Raw genomic sequence first — 18,974 nt, 5'->3', positions numbered from 1 at the left:
ATGCCGAGATCAACGGCGTCAAGGGCCTGATCGACGCCATCGTCGCGGAAGGTTTCGAGCATGCGGACTTGAAGGCGGCGCCCTTCGACCTGATCGTCGCCAACATCCTCGCCGATCCGTTGAAGATGCTCGCCCCCGATTTCGCCGCCAATACCGAAGCCGGCGCCCGCGTGGTGCTCTCGGGCATCCTGGATACGCAGGCCGACGGCGTCCTGGCAGCCTATGCGGCCGAGAAATTCGCCTGCACCAAGCGCATCCAGAAGGACGGCTGGAGCACGCTGATGCTCGAGCGCCTCGCCTGAGACGGACAAAACGAAACGGGCGAGGATCAGTGACCCTCGCCCGCATCGAAACTCATTGAAGAGGCCGTCCCCGCAGGACCGGCCAAAGTCCGTCAGATCCCCGCGCGGGCAACCCGGCAGGCAGCGTCGCGATTGTAGCTGAGCGACGTCGGCGCATGGGAGTCGAAGGCAAGATGCGACTGACGCAGACCATGGCGGTCGCGCAGGCTGCTATGGATATCGTTCGAACGACGGGCGAAACTTCCCTGGATGGAAGCGGCGGTCGCAGTGGCAAAGCGGTTCATGTCTGCACCCTTATGAAGGCGGTCGGCTTTCGCCGGCTGTTTTCAAAAAGCGCCATGATCTCCAACTGACGCAACGAATCTCCTCTACGGTCTGATTATCGGCGAACTCATACTTTTGGCCTAGGGGGTATGACGCATCAGCGATATGCGCAATCAGCATGGCTGAGCGAGTAATCTTCACAAATTTTACACATTCCGCATATCAAGCCACAGTCTGACCACAGGTATTTCCAACTTGTGAACGGCCTGTTCGCCCATGGGATCTGGCCCGCCTTCTCGCGTCATCGTGACGGCCACCCAAGATGTCCTGCCTTGACGCCTCCGGCCCCGCTTGCCACAACAGCCCATCTGTCCGGAGGCTGACATGTTCCAATCATTTGACGAAATCAACGACCCGAGCCTGGGCAAAAGCCGCATCGCGGCGCTGCGTGCCGAGCTCGCCCGCCGGCAGATCGACGGCTTCCTGGTGCCGCTCGCCGACGAACACCAGGGCGAATACATCCCCGCCTGCGCCGCGCGACTGCGCTGGCTGACCGGCTTCGGTGGCTCGGCAGGGCTGTGCATCGTGCTGAAGGACAAGGCCGCCATCTTCGTGGACGGCCGCTACACGCTGCAGGTGCGCGAACAGGTCGACACCGAGGTGATCGAGCCGCATCACCTCATCGAAGAGCCGCCGCATCTGTGGCTGAAGGGTGAGGTCAAGGCCGGTGCGCGCATCGGCTTCGACCCCTGGCTGACCACGGTGACGGAAGTCGAGCGCTTCAAGAAGCATCTCGCCGACGTGGGCGCCGAGTTCGTGCCGACCACGGGCAATCCCGTCGACGTGCTGTGGACCGACCGCCCGGCCCCGCCGAAGGGCGCGGTCGCCCTGTTCCCTGAAGAGGTCGCCGGCAAGTCGGCAGCCGCCAAGATTGCCGAGGTCAACGCCGCCCTCAAGGCGACCGGCGCCGACCACACGGTGCTGACGCGCCCCGATTCCATTGCCTGGCTGTTCAACATCCGCGGCGCCGACGTGACGCATATCCCGCAGGCGCTGTCCTTCGCCATCCTGTCGGCAGCGGGACGCCCGAATCTGTTCATCGACAGCGCAAAGCTCAGCAACGCCATTCGCGATCATCTGGAACAGGCCCTCGACGTGCGCACGCCCGGTGAGTTCCTCACCACCCTCAGTGCGCTCACCGGCAAGGTGGCGATCGAGAAGTCGGCCGCCGCCTTCGCCATTGCCGAGGCCATCGGCCAGGGCAAGGCGGACCTGGTGGAAGGCGCCGACCCGGTGGTGTTGCCCAAGGCACGCAAGAACCCGGCGGAACTGTCGGCGACCCGCTCCGCACATCTGCGCGACGGTGCCGCCATGGTGCGCTTCCTTGCCTGGTTCGACCGCGAGGCGCCGAAGGGCCAGTTGACCGAGATCGACGCTGCCAAGGCGCTCGAAGGCTTCCGCCAGGAAACCGGAAGCCTCAAGGACATCTCCTTCGACACCATCTCCGGCGCCGGCCCCAATGCGGCCATCCCTCACTATAGGGTCAACACCCAGTCGAACCGGCCGATCCGCATGGACGAGATCTTCCTGATCGATTCGGGCGCCCAATATGAGGACGGCACCACCGACATCACCCGCACGATGATCGTTGGCACCCCGACCGCGGAGATGAAGGATCGCTTCACCCGTGTGCTCAAGGGTCACATCCGCCTGTCGCTGGCCCGCTTCCCCAAGGGAACGACCGGCGCGCATCTCGACATCCTCGCGCGCCAGCCGCTGTGGGAAGCCGGTCTCGACTTCGACCACGGCACAGGCCATGGCGTCGGCGTCTATCTGTCGGTGCATGAGGGCCCGGCCCGCATCGCCAAGACCGGTCACACACCGCTGGAACCGGGCATGCTGCTTTCCAACGAACCCGGCTTCTACAAGGCCGGCGCCTGGGGCATCCGTATCGAGAACCTGGTGATCGTGACCGAGCCGCAGGAGATTGCCGGCGGCGAACGCCCCATGCTCGGCTTCGAAACCGTGACCTGGTGCCCGATCGACCGCCGCCTGATCGACGGGGCGCTGCTGGCCGCCGACGAGCGCGCCTGGCTCAACGCCTATCACGCAGATGTGCGCGCCAAACTGGCGCCGCTGCTCGAAGATTCGAGCGATCTTGCATGGCTTGAGGCTGCGACCGCGGCAATCTAACGCAAATGCGCATGGCGGCGACGGCTCAACCGTCGCCGCAACCCATTGATTTCGCATTACTTTCAAATCATTTCAAATCGTAACAATCAGTAAGAAAGAGTGATTTTCTCTGGTTGCGGCTCTGTGTTTTATGGGATGCGACAAATGTTGTTTCCCTCAATCGGGCGCACGGCGACACGGTTGCCATCGTCCGGTCCGGCCAAAGAAAACCGTCCATGCGTAATATTCTCGGCAAGCAGACCACGATCGCGCGCACCACACGCTATTCCGGCATCGGTGTGCATTCGGGCAAGCCTGCAACGATCGTGCTCCATCCTGCCGAGGCCGATCGCGGGGTCGTCTTCGTGCGCACGCTGGACAACGGCAAGGACATCGAGATCCCCGCTCTGCACACCCATGTGGTCGCTACCGAGCTCTGCACGGTGATCGGCGCCGAGGGACAGTCGGTGGCCACCATCGAGCATCTGATGGCCGCCTTTGCCGCTGTCGGCCTGGACAATGTGGTGGTGGAGATCGACGGCCCGGAAATGCCGATCGCCGACGGCTGCTCGGCCGCCTTCATCGCCATGCTGGCCGATGTGGGCCTGCGCACGCTGTCCGACGCGCGCGAGGTGATCCGCGTCGTCAAGCCCGTGCGCCTCGAAGCCGGTGACGCTCTCCTCGAGTTCCTGCCCTTCGACGGGACGCGCTATGACGTGACCATCGACTTCAAGTCGCCGCTGATCGGCCGCCAGTCCTATGTGCTGGATCTGAGCCCCGACAGCTTCACCAATGACATCGCCCGCGCCCGCACCTTCGGTTTCATGGCCGACGTTGAGAAGCTCTGGAAGATGGGCTTTGCGCTCGGCTCGTCGCTGGACAATTCCGTCGCCATCGGCGAGGACCGCATTCTCAATCCGGAAGGCCTGCGCTGGGCGGACGAGTTCGTGCGCCACAAGACGCTGGATGCCGTGGGCGATCTGTCGCTCCTGGGCAAGCCCTTTATCGGCCACTTCCGCTCCTACAAGGGCGGCCACAAGCTGAACTGGATGGCTGTGAAGGCGCTTCTGGCCGATACGTCGGCTTACGAGATCGTCCGTCAGCCGGCTGCCCGTCGCGGTGCGACCAGCAGCCTGGTGGCGGCGACGATGGCCCCGGTTCGCGACTGATCCTGAACTCAGCGCTTTGGTGAGAATCGCAAAGGCCGCGCCTGTTGAGCGTGGCCTTTTGCTTTGGGGCTGGTCTCATTGAAGAGCCTGGATGCGGAAGCTGTCGTCGTGAGGCGCGTGGCCATAATCTGGCCGAATAGCGCGCTCATCTGGGATTATCGTGACGCGGACGTGGATTCGCCCTTGGCGGCAGTAGCATCGCACAGCGAGTTGAGCTACAAGAACCCGGATCGTTCACGCTATTTGTCCTGCTGATCCGGGGCTTTGCTTCGATCCGGGGCGCCGTATGGTTGCCGCAAGGCGTTTTGAGTTGATTTGCCGGGAGCGGCTTCGCCGCGATGGGGTGTTCATGAGGCAGAGTATCGTTCGTTCCGCCGCCATTCTCGGAGTTCTGGCCGGCGTCGCTATTCTCGGCGGATGTTCGTCCGATGAGCCCCTGGCGCCTTTCGTCGATACACCGGCGGAAGTGAACTACAACGCCGGCATCGCCTATCTGCAGCAGGGCGACTACAAGGGCGCGACCAAGAAATTCGAGGAAGTCGATCAGCAGCACCCCTATTCGGAGTGGGCGCGCAAGTCACTGATCATGACGACCTACACCAACTACACGCGCGGCGACTTCACCAGCGCCATCACCTCGGGCAAGCGCTATCTGGCGCTCTATCCCGGCTCCGAGGATGCTGCCTACGCGCAGTGGATGATCGCCCAGTCCTATTTCAACCAGATCCCGGACGTCACGCGCGACCAGAAGCAGACGCAGCAGGCCCTGGACTCCATGAGCGAGCTGGTTCAGCGCTATCCCGACAGCCCCTATGCGGCCGAGGGCAAGAAGCGCATGGACATCGCCCGCGACCAGCTCGCCGGCAAGGAAATGGAAGTCGGCCGCTACTATCTGAACCGCAACCAGTACATTGGCGCCATCAACCGCTTCAAGACCGTGATCACCCAGTATCAGACCACGCGTCATGTGGAAGAAGCGCTGGAACGCCTGACCGAAGCCTATTTCGCCTTGGGCGTGGTGGACGAAGCGCAGACCGCTGCCGCCGTGCTTGGCCACAATTATCCGGACAGCCGCTGGTACAAGGATGCCTACACGCTCCTGCAGACCAAGGGTCTTGAGCCGCGTGAAAACGGCCAGTCCTGGATTTCCAAGGCCTTCAAGGCGATCGTTCTCTGACGAGGCGACATGCTTGAGACGCTCACGATCCGCGACATCGTCCTGATCGAGCGGCTTGAGATCGGCTTCTCCCGCGGGCTGACCGTACTGACGGGCGAAACCGGTGCCGGCAAATCGATCCTGCTCGACGCCCTGTCGCTCGCCCTTGGCGGGCGCGGCGATGCTGGTCTGGTGCGCCACGGCGCCGACCAGGGTCAGGTGACGGCTGTCTTCAACCTCGGCAGCGGCCACCCGGCCCGCGCGGTTCTCAAGGCCAACGACATCGACGACAGCGGCGACGTGATCGTGCGCCGCGTGCAGACCGCGGACGGACGCACGCGCGCCTTCGTCAACGACCAGGCGGTCAGCGCCAATCTCCTGAAGCAGCTGGGCGTGGCGCTGGTGGAAATCCATGGCCAGCATGACGACCGCGCCCTGATCGACCCGGCGATCCACCGCGGACTGATCGACGCCTTCGGCGGGCTCGACGCCGAGGTCAAGGCCGTGGCCGACGCCCACAAGGCCTGGCGGAGCGCCGAAAGGGCACTCAACGACCTTGAACGCCGCATCGCCGACGCCCGCCGCGAGGGCGACTACCTGCGGTCTGCCGTCGACGAGCTGAGCAAGCTCAATCCGCAGCCGGGCGAGGAAACCACCCTCGCCGAGCGGCGGCAGGTGATGATGCGCGCCGAAAAGGTCGCCGTCGATCTGCGCGAAGCCTATGAGCATCTCAACGGCTCCGCCTCGCCGGTACCGGAGCTGTCGTCGCTGTTGCGGCGCCTCGAACGCAAGGCGGAAGTGGCCGCGCTGGCAACACCCGCGCTGACGGCGCTGTCGACGGCTCTCGACGCGCTGGAAGACGCGCGCGGCACCTTCGAAATCGCCCTGCGCGAGGCCGACTTCGATCCGGCCGAACTGGAGCGCACCGAGGAGCGCCTGTTCGCCATTCGCGGCGCGGCGCGCAAATACTCCGTCACACCCGACGAGCTGGGCGCGCTGGCCGCCCGCATGGCCGCCGATCTGGCCGACCTCGACGCCGGCGAGGATCGCCTGGCCGCGCTCACCAAGCAAGCCGCCGCCACGCGCAACGCCTATGACGCGGCGGCGCGCAAGCTGTCGGCCGCCCGGGAGAAGGCTGCGCGCCTCCTCGAAGAGGCGGTTCTGGTGGAACTGCCGGCGCTGAAGCTGGAACGCGCCCGCTTCATCGTCAACCAGCTGGCCGACCCGGAAACCCGCACCGCCGACGGCATCGACACGCTGGAATTCTGGGTGCAGACCAACCCCGGCACCCGCCCTGGGCCGATGATGAAAGTGGCCTCCGGCGGCGAACTCAGCCGCTTCCTGCTGGCGCTGAAGGTCTGCCTCGCCGAGAAGGGCTCGGCCTCCACGCTGGTATTCGACGAGATAGATACCGGCGTCGGTGGCGCCGTTGCCGAAGCGATCGGCACGCGCCTCGCCCGCCTGTCCGCCAAGGTGCAGGTGCTGTCGGTGACCCACGCACCGCAAGTCGCCGCACGCGCCAACCATCATTTCCTGATCGCCAAGGACGCGGTGGACGGCGGTTCGCGCGTTGCCACCTCCGTCTCGCCGCTGGAGAGCCAGCGCCGCCGCGAGGAAATCGCCCGCATGCTCGCCGGCAGTCGCATCACCGAAGAAGCCCGCGCCGCCGCCGACCGCCTGCTGCGCGGGGAGTGATCCTGACCGCCAGCCGTCACACCAGCATGGCGACGACGGACGACAGGCAGATCACGAAGAAGATGCCCGGCAACGTGTATTTCATGTTGGCGAGGATTTCGTCATCCAGATAGGGATAGCGCGTCTTGCCCGGATAGGGCGCGTATTTGACCGCGAGCTTCAGCACCAGCGTCAGGATCAGGTAGAAATAGCCGATCGAGATCATGAAGGCGATCGGCGAATTGACCGACATGCTGCCGGGATAGCTCGACTCGAAGGTGAAGCTGATGGCAGCCAGCGCCAGGAGTGCCGAATAGGTGATGCCCGCCATGTCGCGCTGCACTTCATCGGGTGCCCACAGCAGAAACAGCGACACCGACACCACCGCAAAGAAGGGCACGAAGATCTGCAGGAGATAGCGCATCCAGATGCGATCGATGGCCGCGGTGGCGATCAGGCGCTGGAAGGGCCGGCTGTTCCAGCCGTAGAAACGCTCGAGGCTGAGCACCATGGAGCGTGGCGTCCATTCGTTGACGGAGAGGTCGTCGGAGAGCGTCGACAGCTGACGGTCGCCGTCGTCGACGATGAAGACGACATCGTCACTGGAATAGCGCGGCGAGACCAGCGCCAGCGACAGATGTTGCCGGTCGAAGGGAAAGGGCGTCAGGTCCACATGCACGCGGAAATCGGCGTCGAGGCGCTGGATGAGGCGCACGCTGCCGTCCGATTCCACCGACAGCGCCACGGACTGGCTGCGCGGGGCGCGGATCTGGTTCTCGATCTGCACCTTGGGGCTCCAGCCGCGATCGAGCTCGGCCGTGGCGGCGTCGGCAACGAAATCCTGCCGGTTGCGGCCGACGGCGCGCGGATCAAACTTGCGCCCCGGATCGGTCCAGCGCAGCACATATTCCACCGATGCCGACATTTCGCCGGCCGTCTCCTTGAGATCGGTGATGTCGAGCACCCGCAGCGACACATGCACGTTGATCGGCAGGTGCACGTCGCTGGGCAGCGGCACTTCTCCCGCAAGCGCGGGCAAGGCGGCAAGGACCGCAAAGAGGAGCAGCAGCAGTCCGTACAGTCGGGAGGCAAGCACGCTCATGCGCCCCCCTGCCCGTTCGTCTCGTCCGACTCTCCGCCGGAGGCATCGCGGATGGCGCCATAGACGGCGAGATATTCACGCGCCGTGCTGGTCGGCGCTCCCAGCTGTTCGCCGCGCGCAAGAGCCTGGACCTTGCCGGCGAGATCGTCGATCGGACGGATCAGCATTGCCCGCGCCGTGATCATGATCAGTGCATGCGCTGCCAGTCCTCCGACAAGGGCAACCGTCGCAAAGATGATGGCGAGCTGCGCCACGCGATCCGCGTCGTCGTTGGCGTTGGCCGCCACCACGATGGTGCCGATCATCCGGCCGCTATAGTCGACGAGCGGCATGCCGAACAGGCTGAGCGTATCGTCGCCGACACGTGCCGTGCCGAAGGTGGCTTCCCGCGACAGGCCGACCCGGCCGTCGGCCGCCAGCGCGTCGAAGAGATCGCCGTTGGTGGCCGCATCCCGCTTGAGTGTGGCGCCACCGCCGTCCTTCACCAGGCTCGCATCGAGGAACAGGCCATAATCGGCGCCGGTGGTGGTCTTGGCGAGATCGAGCAGGCTCTTGAGATCGACACCCACTTCCAGCGTGCCCACAAGGCTGTCGCCCTGCAGCACCGGGGCCGCGGCGCGCAGGCTGAGACCGCTCAAGCCCATTTCCAGCCCCTTCTGCGGCCGCCGATCATGGTTGACCGTCAGCAGCATCGGTCGGGCCTTGGAGAGATCCTGACCGAAGTTTTCGGGGTCCCAGACGCGCAGGAAGGATTTGATGTCGGCGGTATGGAACTGCATCACGTTGACGCCGGCCTCCGCCTTGAGCCGCTTGAAGCCGTCAAGCGTGTGGGCCAGCAGGCCGGTGCGATCCTGCGCCGCCAGCAGCCGGGCGACCTCTGGATCATGCGCCAGCGTATCGGCCTGCGCCGCCGCCAAGGACGCCGCCTGAGCCTCGGCCGTCGTCAACACGAAGGCCATGGTCTCCACTTCCCGCTTCTGGCTGGCCGCGACGCTGTCGCGCGCGCTCTTGCAGACGATCAGGCCACCCGCCCCCAGCACCAGAACAATGATCAAGGCGGTCATCAGCGATAGGCGCGAACTCAAGCTCATCGGTGTCCTGCATGTTCCGGGAGACATGGTCGCCGGGCGACCTCTGCGCTTTTCACACTGCGCAATCGTCATTGTCACCAGGATTTGGCGCTGCAGTGCCGTCAATAATTGGGTGGATCGGGAAGAGGACCGCATATGCCACGCCCCCGAAAGGCAAGGGACTGCCCCATCTTTGACCAGTCCTCGGCTTGTCCGGCCGTCTGCGGCGCGCCATAAAGGCAGGCGTCCACCATTTGCAGCGGAGCTTGCCATGCCGACGCCCTTCACCGCCCTCATCGTCGTCGACGTTCAGAACGACTTCTGCCCCGGCGGTGCGCTGGCCGTGCCGGACGGGGCGGCGGTCGTGCCGGTGATCAACGAGATGGTGCCGCGTTATGCCAACGTGGTGCTGACGCAGGACTGGCACCCGGCGGGTCACGCCTCCTTTGCCTCGGCCCATGCCGGCAAGGCGCCCTTCGAGATGACCACCATGCCCTACGGTCCGCAGGTGCTCTGGCCCGACCATTGCGTGCAGGGAACAGAAGGCGCCGCCCTGCACAAGGACCTGTTCATTCCGCAGGCGCAGCTGATCATCCGCAAGGGCTATCACGTCGGCGTCGACAGCTACTCGGCCTTCCGCGAGGCCGACCGGGTGACCCACACCGGGCTCGCCGGCTACTTGCGGGAACGCGGCATCACCGAGGTGCATGTGGTGGGCCTTGCCACCGACTTCTGCGTCGCCTGGACCGCCATGGACGCGGTGGCCGCCGGATTCAGCGCGTCGGTGATCGAAAGCGCCTGCCGCGGCATCGACCTCGGCGGCTCCATGGCCAGGGCCTGGAGCGATCTCGAAGCGGCGGGCGTGCGGCGGATCTGACCGGAGGAAACGGGCGCCGCAGGCTTGCGACGCCCGAAGGCATGTCAGTTGAGCACGCCGCGCAACGCCGGGATGCGGGCGAGGATCAGCGTATCCAGCACCAGCACGGCGAGCAGCGTCACGCCCGCCAGCGGGAAGGCGAGCGAGATCAGCAGCATCACCGTGACGGCCCCCTTCCAGTGCGGCAGATCGGCCGGCAGGGGCGGTGCGGCAAGACGCAGGGCACCGGAGGGCCGACGCTTCCACCACATCACCAATCCGGACACGCACAGGAACACAACGAGCGCGAGATAGGCGACGTTGAAGACGAAGTTCCAGGTGCCGGCCATGCCCTTGTGCAGGGCAATGCCCCAGGCCATCGCCTTGCCACCCACAGGATAGTCGGCGTAGCGCACATCGGCGAGGATGTTGCCGGTGTAGCGATCGATGTGCACGAAGCGATCCTGCGAGGGATCGACGCTGTCGCCGTTGCGGCTGTCGTAGGCCACCGTGTAGACGCCGGTGTCGCCCCCGGGCAGCGAGACCTTGTACTGACCGGTGAACCCATGGGCGGCGGCCCACATCACCACGCTGTCGAGGGCGACGGGCTGAGTGACGGCGGGCGTGCCGGCCTGCGAACCGGACGCCGGCAGCGGCGCCTTTTCCAGCGTCCACGGCACCTGATGCAGGACGCCCTTGTTCAGCGAGGCATAGGTGACATCCGACAGGGGCACATTGTCCCACTTGTTCGACGGGAAGGTGGACCAGGGCTGCGCGAACTTCTCGCCCCAGATACCGGCCCAGGACAGGCCCGACAGCAGGAACAGCACCAGGAACACCGACATCCAGATGGCCGACGTGGCGTGTAGTTCCTTCCACAACAGGCGCCCCTTGAGATTGAGGCGCGGCACCAGCGCCCGACCGAGGCTCCGGTCGCGCGGCCACCAGAGATAGACGCCGGTAGCAATCAGCACCATGCCCAGCGACGCGGCAATCTCGATCAGACGATCCCCGACCGTACCGATCAGCAGCGTGCCGTGGATCTTCTCGGCGACGTTGCGGACGCTGGACGACATGTCCGTCAGCCGCACCACCTTGGCCGTATAGGGATCGACGGCGACGCCATAGGTGCCGTCGCCGAGGCTCACCTCGAAGAAGGCCGGGCGGTTGTCGGCCTGCGGCGCGATATAGGTCGAGAGCGTGCCGTCCGGCACGGCGGCCAGCGCCGCTTCGGCAAGTGCCGACGGCGGCTGGACGGTGGAACCCACGGCCACATTGTCGACCCAGCCATATTCGTTGCTGGCCTTGGCGTAGATCATCATGACGAGGCCGGTGACGGCCAGCATCAGCAGGAAGGGGATCACATAGAGCCCGGCGTAGAAGTGCCAGCGCCAGGCGGCGAAATAGAGACGATTGGTCTCCCGGCGGCTCGGCACGGCCGCTTCGGTTGCATTGAGTGTGGTCATCATTCACCTGGAAGATCGAAGACGGGCGCAAACGGCGCCCTTGATGCCCGAACCGGCGCCATCCCGGCCTGGATAGGGCACAGGTGGAGCGAAGGGTACGGACGGTCTCGGAATAGCTCAGGCGGTGAGAGGTGGCGCACGCGGCGAGAAGGGCCAATCGCTGGCAGCGCCGACAATGGCGCCGGCAGGAACGGGGGCGAAGCCCGTGGCGTCAGCGACGGCAAGACGGACGGGCAACCGGATGGGATCGCCCTCGCCGCCCACGAAGGCCGAGGCCATGGCGGCGCAAAGCATCAGGCATTGCGGCGAATGACCGTCGGAGCCACCGTTCGGCAGGGTGCCGGAGGCGCTGTCGTGATCGAGACAGAGGACCAGGTCACCAGAGGCATTGCCGGCATCGACGGGCGCAAGCGCGGCCGGCCCAAGGACATGCAGGATCAACGCATAGGTGACAAGCACCGACGCGATCGATCGTCCCAGCCGTGCGATGACTGCCCTCATTGCACTCCTCCGATCCTAGTGGTTAGCACGTAAGAAAAAGAACGCAATGACACCGCCGCGATTTTCGGGTGGACGATGGCAACGGGCCACAGCTAGTGTCGGTGTCTCCAACCGAGCGAGCCTCATTTCTTCATGCAGCCCACAGCTTCAGACGCGTCTTCGACGCCGGCACGCGAGTTCCTTGCCGGCGCCACCGCCATTGCGCCGGCGGTGATTGCCATGGTGCCCTTCGCCCTGATCCTCGGCCAGCAGGCGGCGGCCAAGGGGCTCAGCCCGCTCGAAATGCTGGCCATGTCGTCGATCGTCTTCGCCGGATCGTCGCAGTTCCTCGCCGTCAGCCTGTGGAGCTTCCCAGCGCCTGTGGCGGCGCTGGCGCTGGCGGCCTTGCTCATCAACTTGAGGCATGTGCTGATGGGCGCCTCGCTGGCGGGCAAGGTCGGGCACTTTCCGAAGTGGATGCGCGTCGTCGGGCCTTATTTCATGGCCGACGAAACCTGGGCGGTGGTGGAAAGACGTGCCCTCGCCACCCGACTGACCCCGGCCTATTATTTCGGTGCGGCGCTGACGCTGTTCGGCTGCTGGCAGATTGGCACGGTGCTCGGCACCTTCCTGGGCGCGCTGATCGATGACCCGGTGCGGCTCGGCTTCGACTTCGCCTTCCCCGCCATCTTCATCTCGCTGGCGCTCGGCTTCTGGAAGGGCGCACGCCAGACCGGCCCGGTGATGGTGGCTGCCGCCGTCGTCGCCGTTGCCGTGCACGCGGTGGTACCCGGCGCCTGGTATGTGGTGGCCGGCGCCCTCGCCGGGATTGCGGCGGCCGTCATCACCACCCCGCACGAGGCGGTGACGCCATGACCATCGATCCGTGGAACCTCGCCGCCATCCTCGCCATGGGCGTGCTGACCTATCTGACCCGCATCACCGGCTTCCTGATCGCCGACCGGTTGCCGAAGTCGGGACCGGTGCGCGTGGCACTCAACGCCCTGCCCCCGGCCGTGCTCACCGCCGTGGTGGCGCCGGCAGTGCTCTCCGGCCCGGCCGAAGCGATCACCGCCGCCGTCACGCTGTTCGCCGCCTTCCGCCTGCCGCTGCTGCTGGTGGTGGTGATCGCCGTGGTGCTGGTGGCCACCTTGCGGCAGATCCTCGGCGGCTGAGGGAAAGGCGCGCAATTGCGATCAAGCGGCCCGTGACGCCAGGCGGCAAGACTGCGCTCGCCTTATGGGAGATTGTCATGGATCTGATCGGCAAAGCCGTCTGGTACATCGAAACGCATTCCGAGGGGGAGATCACCCTCGACACCGTGGCCGATGCCGCGGGACTGTCGAAGTTCCAGCTCGTGCGGGCCTTCGGCACGCGTTGCGGCCTGTCCGTGATGCGGTATCTGCGGGCCCGCCGGCTGAGCGAAGCGGCCAAGCGTCTCGCGACGGGCGAGGAGGGCATCCTGAATGTCGCCCTCGCCGCCGGATACAACTCCCACGAGGCTTTCACGCGTGCCTTCAAGGATCAGTTCGGGCTGACGCCGGAGGTGATCCGCAAGGCGCGCTCTCTTGATGGCATCAAGCTCGTGGAACCCCTGAAAATGCAGGAAACACTGTCGTCCCTCCCCGAACCCCGCATCGAGCACGGCGACGCCATGCTCCTTGTCGGCCTGAGAAAGCGCTATAGCCAAGCCACCAGCCCAGAAATCCCCTCGCAGTGGCAAGCCTTCGAACCCCATATCGGTAGCATCGACAAGCAGATCGAGAAGGTCACCTACGGCATCCTGTGCAACAGCGATGACGACGGCACCATCGACTATTGCACCGCCGTCCGGGTCAAGGACTTTGCAGACATCCCCAAGGGCCTCGACGGCCTGCGGGTGTCGCCGCAGACCTATGCGGTGTTCCGCCACGAAGGCCACGTATCGGAGATCCGCCGGACCTGGAAGACCATCTTCGGCCCGTGGATGTCGACCACCCCGCACAAGCTCGTCGACGCACCGCAGTTCGAGCGCTATGGCCCGAGCTTCGATCCGCGCACGGGCTTCGGCGAGATCGAGATCTGGATTCCGGTCGAGGCCTGAGCCCCCGGACCGCCAAAATGAGAAAACCCGCCGGGAGCACCGGCGGGTTTTCGTCGTTCAGTCAGAGACCGGAAATCACTTGCGGCGCAGGAAGGCCGGGATTTCCATCTCGTCGTCCTGGTTGCGCACGGCAGGCTGCGGAGCGACGCGACCCTGCGGGTCGAGGCGACCGGCAGCGCCCTGCTGCGGCTGGGCCATGGGACGCTTGGCGTAATCGCTGGCGGCCGCGGGACGCGGGGCCTGCGGGGCCGGAGCACGAGCGGGCTGCTGGGCTACCGGTTCTTCATTATGCCGGCCAAGACCTACGGCCAAGCGCCGCAGAAGACCGAGCGGCTTCTTCTCTTCCTCGTGCTCATCCGTCACCGGCTGAACCACCGACGAAGCCTGGCGCTGAGCGATCGGGGGAAAGTCTTCGATCCCGGGAACGCGCTGGCGCAGGCCAGCCGCCGGACGTTCGGCCACCGGCGGAACGTAAGGGGCAGGCGCAGGCGCCGGCTCGGACACGCGCATCTGCTGCGGCATCGGCGCGGGCTCACGCACTTCATACTGAGCGGCATGCGGCTGGAAGGGCTCGATGGTAACGCGCGGATCCTGAGCGGTCTGCACGCGCATCGGTTCGGGTTCCATCATCTGCTCGGGCAGAGCCAGAGCTTCCTCGATGGCAGCCAGCGAGGCAGCAGGGGCGGCGGGAGCGTAGGAGGGAACCGGCGCGAGCGTCGGGGCGGGCTGAGCCTGAACGGGCTCACGCACCGCCGCCGGCCGCACGGCCGGTTGCGTAAAAGACTGGCGGACTTCCTGCGCAGCAACAGCCGCGGCGGCAGACGTGTTGACGACCACCGGGCGCTGGGCCTGGGCGGCGCGGGCGGCAAGATCGGCCAGGCTTTGGTCGGCCTTGGCGGCGATCTGCTGCATGTCCTGATCGATGCCGGTGGCGACCACCGACACGCGGATCAGGCCTTCGAGCGAGTCGTCGAAGGTGGCGCCGAGGATGATGTTGGCTTCCTGGTCGACTTCCTCACGGATGCGGGTTGCCGCTTCGTCGACTTCGAACAGGGTGAGATCCTTGCCGCCGGTGATGGAGATGAGGAGACCCTTGGCACCCTTCATCGACACTTCGTCGAGCAGCGGGTTGGCAATGGCAGCCTCGGCAGCCTGGATGGCGCGCTTCTCGCCGGAAGCTTCACCGGTGCCCATCATCGCCTTGCCCATGCCGCGCATGATCGAGCGGACGTCGGCGAAGTCGAGGTTGATCAGGCCTTCCTTGACCATCAGGTCGGTGATGCAGGCAACGCCCGAATAGAGCACCTGATCGGCCATCGCGAAGGCGTCGGCGAAGGTGGTGCGCTCGTTGGCGATGCGGAAGAGATTCTGGTTGGGAATGCAGATCAGGGTATCGACCGAGGCCTGCAGCTCCTTGGTGCCGGCATCGGCGATCTTCATGCGGCGGGCACCTTCGAAGTGGAAGGGCTTGGTGGTGACGCCGACGGTGAGGATGCCATGCTCGCGGGCCGCGCGGGCGATGACCGGAGCGGCACCGGTACCGGTGCCGCCGCCCATGCCGGCGGTGATGAAGACCATGTGGCTGCCGGAGAGATGATCGTTGATCTCGTCGATCACTTCCTCCGCAGCGGCGCGACCGACTTCCGGCTGCGAACCGGCGCCGAGCCCTTCGGTAACCGCGACACCCATCTGGATGATGCGATCAGCGCGGGACGAGGCCAGAGCCTGGGCATCCGTGTTCGCCACGACGAACTCGACGCCCTGCAGGCCGGCCTGGATCATGTTGTTCACAGCGTTGCCGCCAGCACCACCGACACCGAAGACGGTAATGCGGGGCTTCAACTCCGTGAGGTCGGGCATCTTAAGGTTTATCGTCATGGTAGCCTCGTCAAATCTCTTCACTTGCGACTTCTGCCGCTACGCCCTGTCTTTTTTGATCGGCCAACAGATCGGCCGCACGCATTTACGCTTCGCCCTGACCCTCTTCTGAGGCTCAGAAGCTGTCTCGGAACCACGCTCCCATCCGGGAGACGAAACCGCCGTTGGCGACCAGCGCCATACCCTTGCGGCGGGAGGAAAACTGTTCGATCGGCGCCACCTGCGGATAGATCAGCAGGCCGACGGCCGTGGAGAAGGCCGAACCACGCGCCGCTTCCGGCAGGCCGGCAATCCCGACGGGACGGCCAAGGCGCACGTTGCGCCCGAGCACGCGGCGGGCCAGTTCCGGCAGGCCGGTCAACTGGCTGGCACCACCGGTGAGCACGATGCGGCGGCCGACACGGCCGGCAAAGCCGGACGAATGCAGGCGGTCGCGCACCACTTCCAGCGTCTCCTCGACGCGGGGCCGGATCACTTCGACGATCTGCGCGCGCGTCACCTGATGCGGCACGTCATCCTCGCCGACCGGATCGATGGTGACCATGTCGCGCTCGTCGCTGTCGGTGGCAATCACCGAGCCATGCAGCGCCTTGATGCGTTCGGCATCAACCAGCTTGGCCGACAGCGTACGCGCCAGATCCATGGTCACGTGATGACCGCCGAGGGCGACCGCATCCACATGGACGCACTGGCCGTCGGCAAAGACGGAAATCTTGGTGGTGCCGCCGCCGATGTCGACGCAGGCGACGCCCATCTGGGTCTCGTCGTCGACGAGCGTGGCGAGACCCGATGCATAGGGCGTCGCCACCATGGTCTCGACTTCGAGATGGGCGCGGTTGATGCAGATCTCGAGATTGCGCAGCGGCGCAGCATCGGCGGAGACCACATGCGTATCGACCGCGAGCTTCTGGCCGAGCATGCCGCGCGGATCGCGGATGCCGCGGTTGCCGTCGAGCGCATAGCCGATCGGCAGCGCGTGGACGATGGCACGGCCATCCTTGATCTGGAAATTGGCGCCGACTTCCAGCACGCGGCTGATGTCGGAATCAGTGACTTCCTGTCCGGCGAGATCATAGCCCGCCGAGAAGGTCTCGCTGCCGAGGCGGCCGGCGGACACCGAAACGATGAGCGATTCCACCGTCAGGCCGGCCATGCGCTCGGCGGCATCGACCGCCAGGCGGATTGCCTTCTCGGCCTGATCGAGGTCCACCACCGCGCCGGCCTTGATGCCGCGCGAACGCTGGTAGCCGAAGCCGAGCACTTCGATGGAATGGGTGCGACCGGGCAGCACGTCGCCCACCGGGCGCGGCGTCAGACGGGCGATCACGCAGCAGATCTTGGACGTGCCCACATCGAGCACGGAGATGACCACCGGACGCTTGGGCGGCAGGGGCCGCATGCGCTGGACACGGGACTCGGACGAATGGCTCATGCGTCCTGCTCCCTTTTCTTCATGGCCTTGTTGCGGGCGTCGACCAGTTCCTTGCGCGCGGCGGCCGCTTCGTCGGTCAGACGAACCACGAGGCGATCGGGCAGACGCAGGTCGATGACGGTGATGTCGCGATTGAGCAGGCCGGACTTCTGGTCGGTCTCCTGCAACTCGGTGACGGCGCGCACCGGATCGGTTTCCGGCAGCATCACCTGAACACCATTGTCCAGGAACAGATCCCAGCGGCGATGCGACACCAGCATGGACGCCCGTACTTTCTTCTGCAAATCAGGAACTTCGTCGAGGATCGACATGATCTCGGCCACACGCGTCTCCGCGCCGTCGCCGATGACGCGCGGCAGCTTGGCATAGCGTGCCTCGAGGCGACCGGAGATGACCTTGCCCTCACTGTCGATGATCTGGGCTTCGTCGGTGATGGTCTTCTGCCACAGGGCCGTCGGCACGCGCTCTTCGAGGATCACGCGCAGCGTGCCCGGATAGAGCTTCATCACCGAGACGTCCTGCACCCAGGGAATCGTCTCCAGCCGTTCGCGCGCTGCTTCCGCATCGTAGAAGAACAGCGACTGGCCCGAGTGGATCGACAGCGTATCGAGCACGTCCGCCTCGTCGATCTCGCGCTGGCCGGTGATGCGGACGGCGGACACCTTGAAGCCGAGGTCGGCGGTGGTGTCGTTCATCACGTCCACCGTCTTGCCCGAGAGCACCATGCCATAGGCGCCCCAGGCGATCAGATAGGCGGCAGAGGCCACAAGGCCGACACCGCGCGGAATGTTGGCGAGGAACCCCGCCGGACGCCAAACCGGCTTGCGACGAAGGCGCGACACACCCCGGCGACCGGGCAGAAAGCCCAGGCTCCAGTTCGTCGCTGACTTCGTCATCTTGCCAATCATCGTCCGATACTCGCGTCCTCTACAATCCAACTCACCAGGTCGCCGAAGGAGATGCCTTCATGGGCGGCCATTTCCGGCACGAGCGACGTTGCCGTCATGCCCGGCTGGGTATTCACCTCAAGACACACAAGCTGCCCGGTGCCATCGCCCCGATCGTCGAAACGGAAGTCGGCGCGACTGACGCCACGGCAGCCGAGCGCGCGGTGAGCTTCGAGGGCTAATGTTTGAACAACTTGGTAAATATTCGGTGAAAGTGGGGCCGGCAGGATGTGTTTGGAGCCGCCGGGACGGTACTTGGCGTCATAGTCGTAGAAGGTGTCTCCCGTCGGCAACACTTCGATGATGGGCAGAGCGCGATTCCCCATCACGCCACAGGTAAGTTCCCGTCCTGCAACATATTTTTCCACCATGACCAGGTCGCCATAGGGCCAGACCGGCTTGCCGAGCTCCTGCGGCGGACGCGCCGAATCGGCCGGAACGATGAGCACGCCGAAGCTTGAACCTTCCGCCGGCGGCTTGACCACATAAGGTGGTTCGAGCACGTGTTCGTTAACCGCTTCAAAGCGGTTCACAAGCTTGTGTTCGGCCACCGGAATGCCTGCGGCCTTCATCACGGCCTTGGCTTTCGGCTTGTTCATGGCCAGCGCGGAGGCGAGAACGCCGGAGTGAGTGTAGGGAATATCAAGCACTTCCAGGATGCCCTGGATCACGCCGTCCTCGCCGTAGGGGCCGTGCAGCGCGTTGAAGCAGACGTCGGGGCGGATATCCTCCAGCACCTGCGCGATGGACCGGTCGACGTCGATGCGCGAGACGCGATACCCCTTGCTCTCCAGCGCATCGGCGCAGGCCTTGCCCGAATTGAGGCTGACCGGGCGCTCGGAGGACCATCCCCCCATCAAGACTGCTACATGCTTGGCCATCACCATTTCCCGTATTGAGGCCGGCCGCCCGGCTGAATCACT

Annotated in this window: 18 protein-coding genes; 9 read left to right on the top strand and 9 right to left on the bottom strand. The window is 65.3% G+C overall.

Features of this window, described 5'->3' with window-relative positions; genetic code table 11:
• A partial coding sequence (locus L2I41_RS19970; protein WP_237155373.1) for a 50S ribosomal protein L11 methyltransferase occupies window positions 1-302 on the top strand: 302 nt, incomplete at its 5' end.
• Window positions 303-394: 92 nt separating this feature from the next.
• Here L2I41_RS19970 and L2I41_RS19965 read toward each other — a convergent pair.
• The gene (locus L2I41_RS19965; RefSeq protein WP_237155371.1) at window positions 395-586 is read right to left on the bottom strand and encodes a hypothetical protein; all 192 of its coding nucleotides are present in this window, start codon (window positions 584-586) and stop codon (window positions 395-397) included.
• Window positions 587-950: 364 nt separating this feature from the next.
• On the opposite strand from L2I41_RS19965, the gene L2I41_RS19960 reads away from it, so the two are divergent.
• The 4 genes from L2I41_RS19960 (at window position 951) to recN (ending at window position 6,758) form a co-directional block, all read left to right on the top strand.
• Window positions 951-2,759, top strand: coding sequence for an aminopeptidase P family protein (locus L2I41_RS19960; RefSeq protein ID WP_237155370.1), 1,809 nt, complete (start codon window positions 951-953; stop codon window positions 2,757-2,759).
• A gap of 215 nt (window positions 2,760-2,974) precedes the next feature.
• Window positions 2,975-3,907 carry a UDP-3-O-acyl-N-acetylglucosamine deacetylase gene (lpxC, locus tag L2I41_RS19955; RefSeq protein WP_237155369.1) on the top strand — a complete coding sequence of 311 codons (933 nt, stop codon included), beginning with the start codon at window positions 2,975-2,977 and terminating at the stop codon, window positions 3,905-3,907.
• A gap of 349 nt (window positions 3,908-4,256) precedes the next feature.
• A complete protein-coding gene (locus L2I41_RS19950) occupies window positions 4,257-5,084 on the top strand; it encodes an outer membrane protein assembly factor BamD (protein ID WP_237155368.1) in 828 nt (275 codons plus the stop codon).
• Window positions 5,085-5,093: 9 nt separating this feature from the next.
• Window positions 5,094-6,758, top strand: coding sequence for a DNA repair protein RecN (gene recN / locus L2I41_RS19945; RefSeq protein WP_237155367.1), 1,665 nt, complete (start codon window positions 5,094-5,096; stop codon window positions 6,756-6,758).
• 16 nt (window positions 6,759-6,774) lie between these two features.
• Here recN and L2I41_RS19940 read toward each other — a convergent pair whose 3' ends face one another.
• A complete protein-coding gene (locus tag L2I41_RS19940) occupies window positions 6,775-7,839 on the bottom strand; it encodes a ligand-gated ion channel (RefSeq protein WP_237155366.1) in 1,065 nt (354 codons plus the stop codon).
• The gene (locus L2I41_RS19935) at window positions 7,836-8,924 is read right to left on the bottom strand and encodes a cache domain-containing protein (protein ID WP_237155365.1); all 1,089 of its coding nucleotides are present in this window, start codon (window positions 8,922-8,924) and stop codon (window positions 7,836-7,838) included. The genes L2I41_RS19940 and L2I41_RS19935 overlap by 4 nt, the downstream gene beginning before the upstream one ends.
• 256 nt (window positions 8,925-9,180) lie before the next feature.
• On the opposite strand from L2I41_RS19935, the gene pncA reads away from it, so the two are divergent.
• Window positions 9,181-9,786 carry a bifunctional nicotinamidase/pyrazinamidase gene (gene pncA / locus L2I41_RS19930; RefSeq protein WP_237155364.1) on the top strand — a complete coding sequence of 202 codons (606 nt, stop codon included), beginning with the start codon at window positions 9,181-9,183 and terminating at the stop codon, window positions 9,784-9,786.
• 44 nt (window positions 9,787-9,830) lie between these two features.
• Here the strand turns inward: pncA and L2I41_RS19925 are convergent, their stop codons facing one another.
• Window positions 9,831-11,231, bottom strand: a complete 1,401-nt coding sequence (locus tag L2I41_RS19925) for a PepSY-associated TM helix domain-containing protein (RefSeq protein WP_237155363.1) — start codon at window positions 11,229-11,231, stop codon at window positions 9,831-9,833.
• Between the two features lie 117 nt (window positions 11,232-11,348).
• Window positions 11,349-11,732: a hypothetical protein gene (locus tag L2I41_RS19920; RefSeq protein ID WP_237155362.1), complete on the bottom strand. Its 384-nt coding sequence runs from the start codon at window positions 11,730-11,732 to the stop codon at window positions 11,349-11,351.
• 132 nt (window positions 11,733-11,864) lie between these two features.
• Here L2I41_RS19920 and L2I41_RS19915 point away from each other — a divergent pair, with 132 nt between their 5' ends.
• The 3 genes from L2I41_RS19915 to L2I41_RS19905 all read left to right on the top strand — a co-directional run bounded on the left by L2I41_RS19915 (window position 11,865) and on the right by L2I41_RS19905 (window position 13,794).
• Entirely contained in the window at window positions 11,865-12,587 is a 723-nt protein-coding gene (locus tag L2I41_RS19915) for an AzlC family ABC transporter permease (protein WP_237155360.1), read from the top strand.
• Window positions 12,584-12,886: an AzlD family protein gene (locus L2I41_RS19910; RefSeq protein WP_237155359.1), complete on the top strand. Its 303-nt coding sequence runs from the start codon at window positions 12,584-12,586 to the stop codon at window positions 12,884-12,886. Before L2I41_RS19915 ends, L2I41_RS19910 begins: the two co-directional genes overlap by 4 nt.
• Before the next feature lie 77 nt (window positions 12,887-12,963).
• Window positions 12,964-13,794: an AraC family transcriptional regulator gene (locus L2I41_RS19905; protein WP_237155357.1), complete on the top strand. Its 831-nt coding sequence runs from the start codon at window positions 12,964-12,966 to the stop codon at window positions 13,792-13,794.
• A gap of 75 nt (window positions 13,795-13,869) precedes the next feature.
• Here the strand turns inward: L2I41_RS19905 and ftsZ are convergent, their stop codons facing one another.
• From ftsZ to L2I41_RS19885, 4 genes are all read right to left on the bottom strand, one after another.
• Window positions 13,870-15,672, bottom strand: a complete 1,803-nt coding sequence (gene ftsZ / locus L2I41_RS19900; protein ID WP_237155356.1) for a cell division protein FtsZ — start codon at window positions 15,670-15,672, stop codon at window positions 13,870-13,872.
• A 115-nt stretch (window positions 15,673-15,787) separates the two neighbouring features.
• Window positions 15,788-17,071, bottom strand: coding sequence for a cell division protein FtsA (gene ftsA / locus L2I41_RS19895; RefSeq protein ID WP_390634529.1), 1,284 nt, complete (start codon window positions 17,069-17,071; stop codon window positions 15,788-15,790).
• A 29-nt stretch (window positions 17,072-17,100) separates the two neighbouring features.
• Window positions 17,101-18,000, bottom strand: a complete 900-nt coding sequence (locus L2I41_RS19890) for a cell division protein FtsQ/DivIB (RefSeq protein ID WP_237155352.1) — start codon at window positions 17,998-18,000, stop codon at window positions 17,101-17,103.
• An 8-nt stretch (window positions 18,001-18,008) separates the two neighbouring features.
• Window positions 18,009-18,935: a D-alanine--D-alanine ligase gene (locus L2I41_RS19885; protein WP_237155374.1), complete on the bottom strand. Its 927-nt coding sequence runs from the start codon at window positions 18,933-18,935 to the stop codon at window positions 18,009-18,011.
• Between the last annotated feature and the right edge of the window lie 39 nt (window positions 18,936-18,974).

It is taken from the genome of Oryzibacter oryziterrae, from assembly GCF_021864535.1.
Taxonomy (GTDB): domain Bacteria; phylum Pseudomonadota; class Alphaproteobacteria; order Rhizobiales; family Pleomorphomonadaceae; genus Pleomorphomonas; species Pleomorphomonas oryziterrae.
Note: the sequence above shows the minus strand (reverse complement) of the source record. Positions and strands in the feature narration are given on the sequence as shown.

What these genes read in the sequence shown, in the direction of transcription:
- L2I41_RS19965 (WP_237155371.1), bottom strand. Translation starts at nt 586, where the DNA reads ATGAACCGCTTTGCCACTGCGACCGCCGCTTCCATCCAGGGAAGTTTC.
- L2I41_RS19960 (WP_237155370.1), top strand. Translation starts at nt 951, where the DNA reads ATGTTCCAATCATTTGACGAAATCAACGACCCGAGCCTGGGCAAAAGC.
- lpxC (WP_237155369.1), top strand. Translation starts at nt 2,975, where the DNA reads ATGCGTAATATTCTCGGCAAGCAGACCACGATCGCGCGCACCACACGC.
- L2I41_RS19950 (WP_237155368.1), top strand. Translation starts at nt 4,257, where the DNA reads ATGAGGCAGAGTATCGTTCGTTCCGCCGCCATTCTCGGAGTTCTGGCC.
- recN (WP_237155367.1), top strand. Translation starts at nt 5,094, where the DNA reads ATGCTTGAGACGCTCACGATCCGCGACATCGTCCTGATCGAGCGGCTT.
- L2I41_RS19940 (WP_237155366.1), bottom strand. Translation starts at nt 7,839, where the DNA reads ATGAGCGTGCTTGCCTCCCGACTGTACGGACTGCTGCTGCTCCTCTTT.
- pncA (WP_237155364.1), top strand. Translation starts at nt 9,181, where the DNA reads ATGCCGACGCCCTTCACCGCCCTCATCGTCGTCGACGTTCAGAACGAC.
- L2I41_RS19925 (WP_237155363.1), bottom strand. Translation starts at nt 11,231, where the DNA reads ATGACCACACTCAATGCAACCGAAGCGGCCGTGCCGAGCCGCCGGGAG.
- L2I41_RS19920 (WP_237155362.1), bottom strand. Translation starts at nt 11,732, where the DNA reads ATGAGGGCAGTCATCGCACGGCTGGGACGATCGATCGCGTCGGTGCTT.
- L2I41_RS19915 (WP_237155360.1), top strand. Translation starts at nt 11,865, where the DNA reads ATGCAGCCCACAGCTTCAGACGCGTCTTCGACGCCGGCACGCGAGTTC.
- L2I41_RS19910 (WP_237155359.1), top strand. Translation starts at nt 12,584, where the DNA reads ATGACCATCGATCCGTGGAACCTCGCCGCCATCCTCGCCATGGGCGTG.
- L2I41_RS19905 (WP_237155357.1), top strand. Translation starts at nt 12,964, where the DNA reads ATGGATCTGATCGGCAAAGCCGTCTGGTACATCGAAACGCATTCCGAG.
- ftsZ (WP_237155356.1), bottom strand. Translation starts at nt 15,672, where the DNA reads ATGACGATAAACCTTAAGATGCCCGACCTCACGGAGTTGAAGCCCCGC.
- ftsA (WP_390634529.1), bottom strand. Translation starts at nt 17,071, where the DNA reads ATGCGGCCCCTGCCGCCCAAGCGTCCGGTGGTCATCTCCGTGCTCGAT.
- L2I41_RS19890 (WP_237155352.1), bottom strand. Translation starts at nt 18,000, where the DNA reads ATGACGAAGTCAGCGACGAACTGGAGCCTGGGCTTTCTGCCCGGTCGC.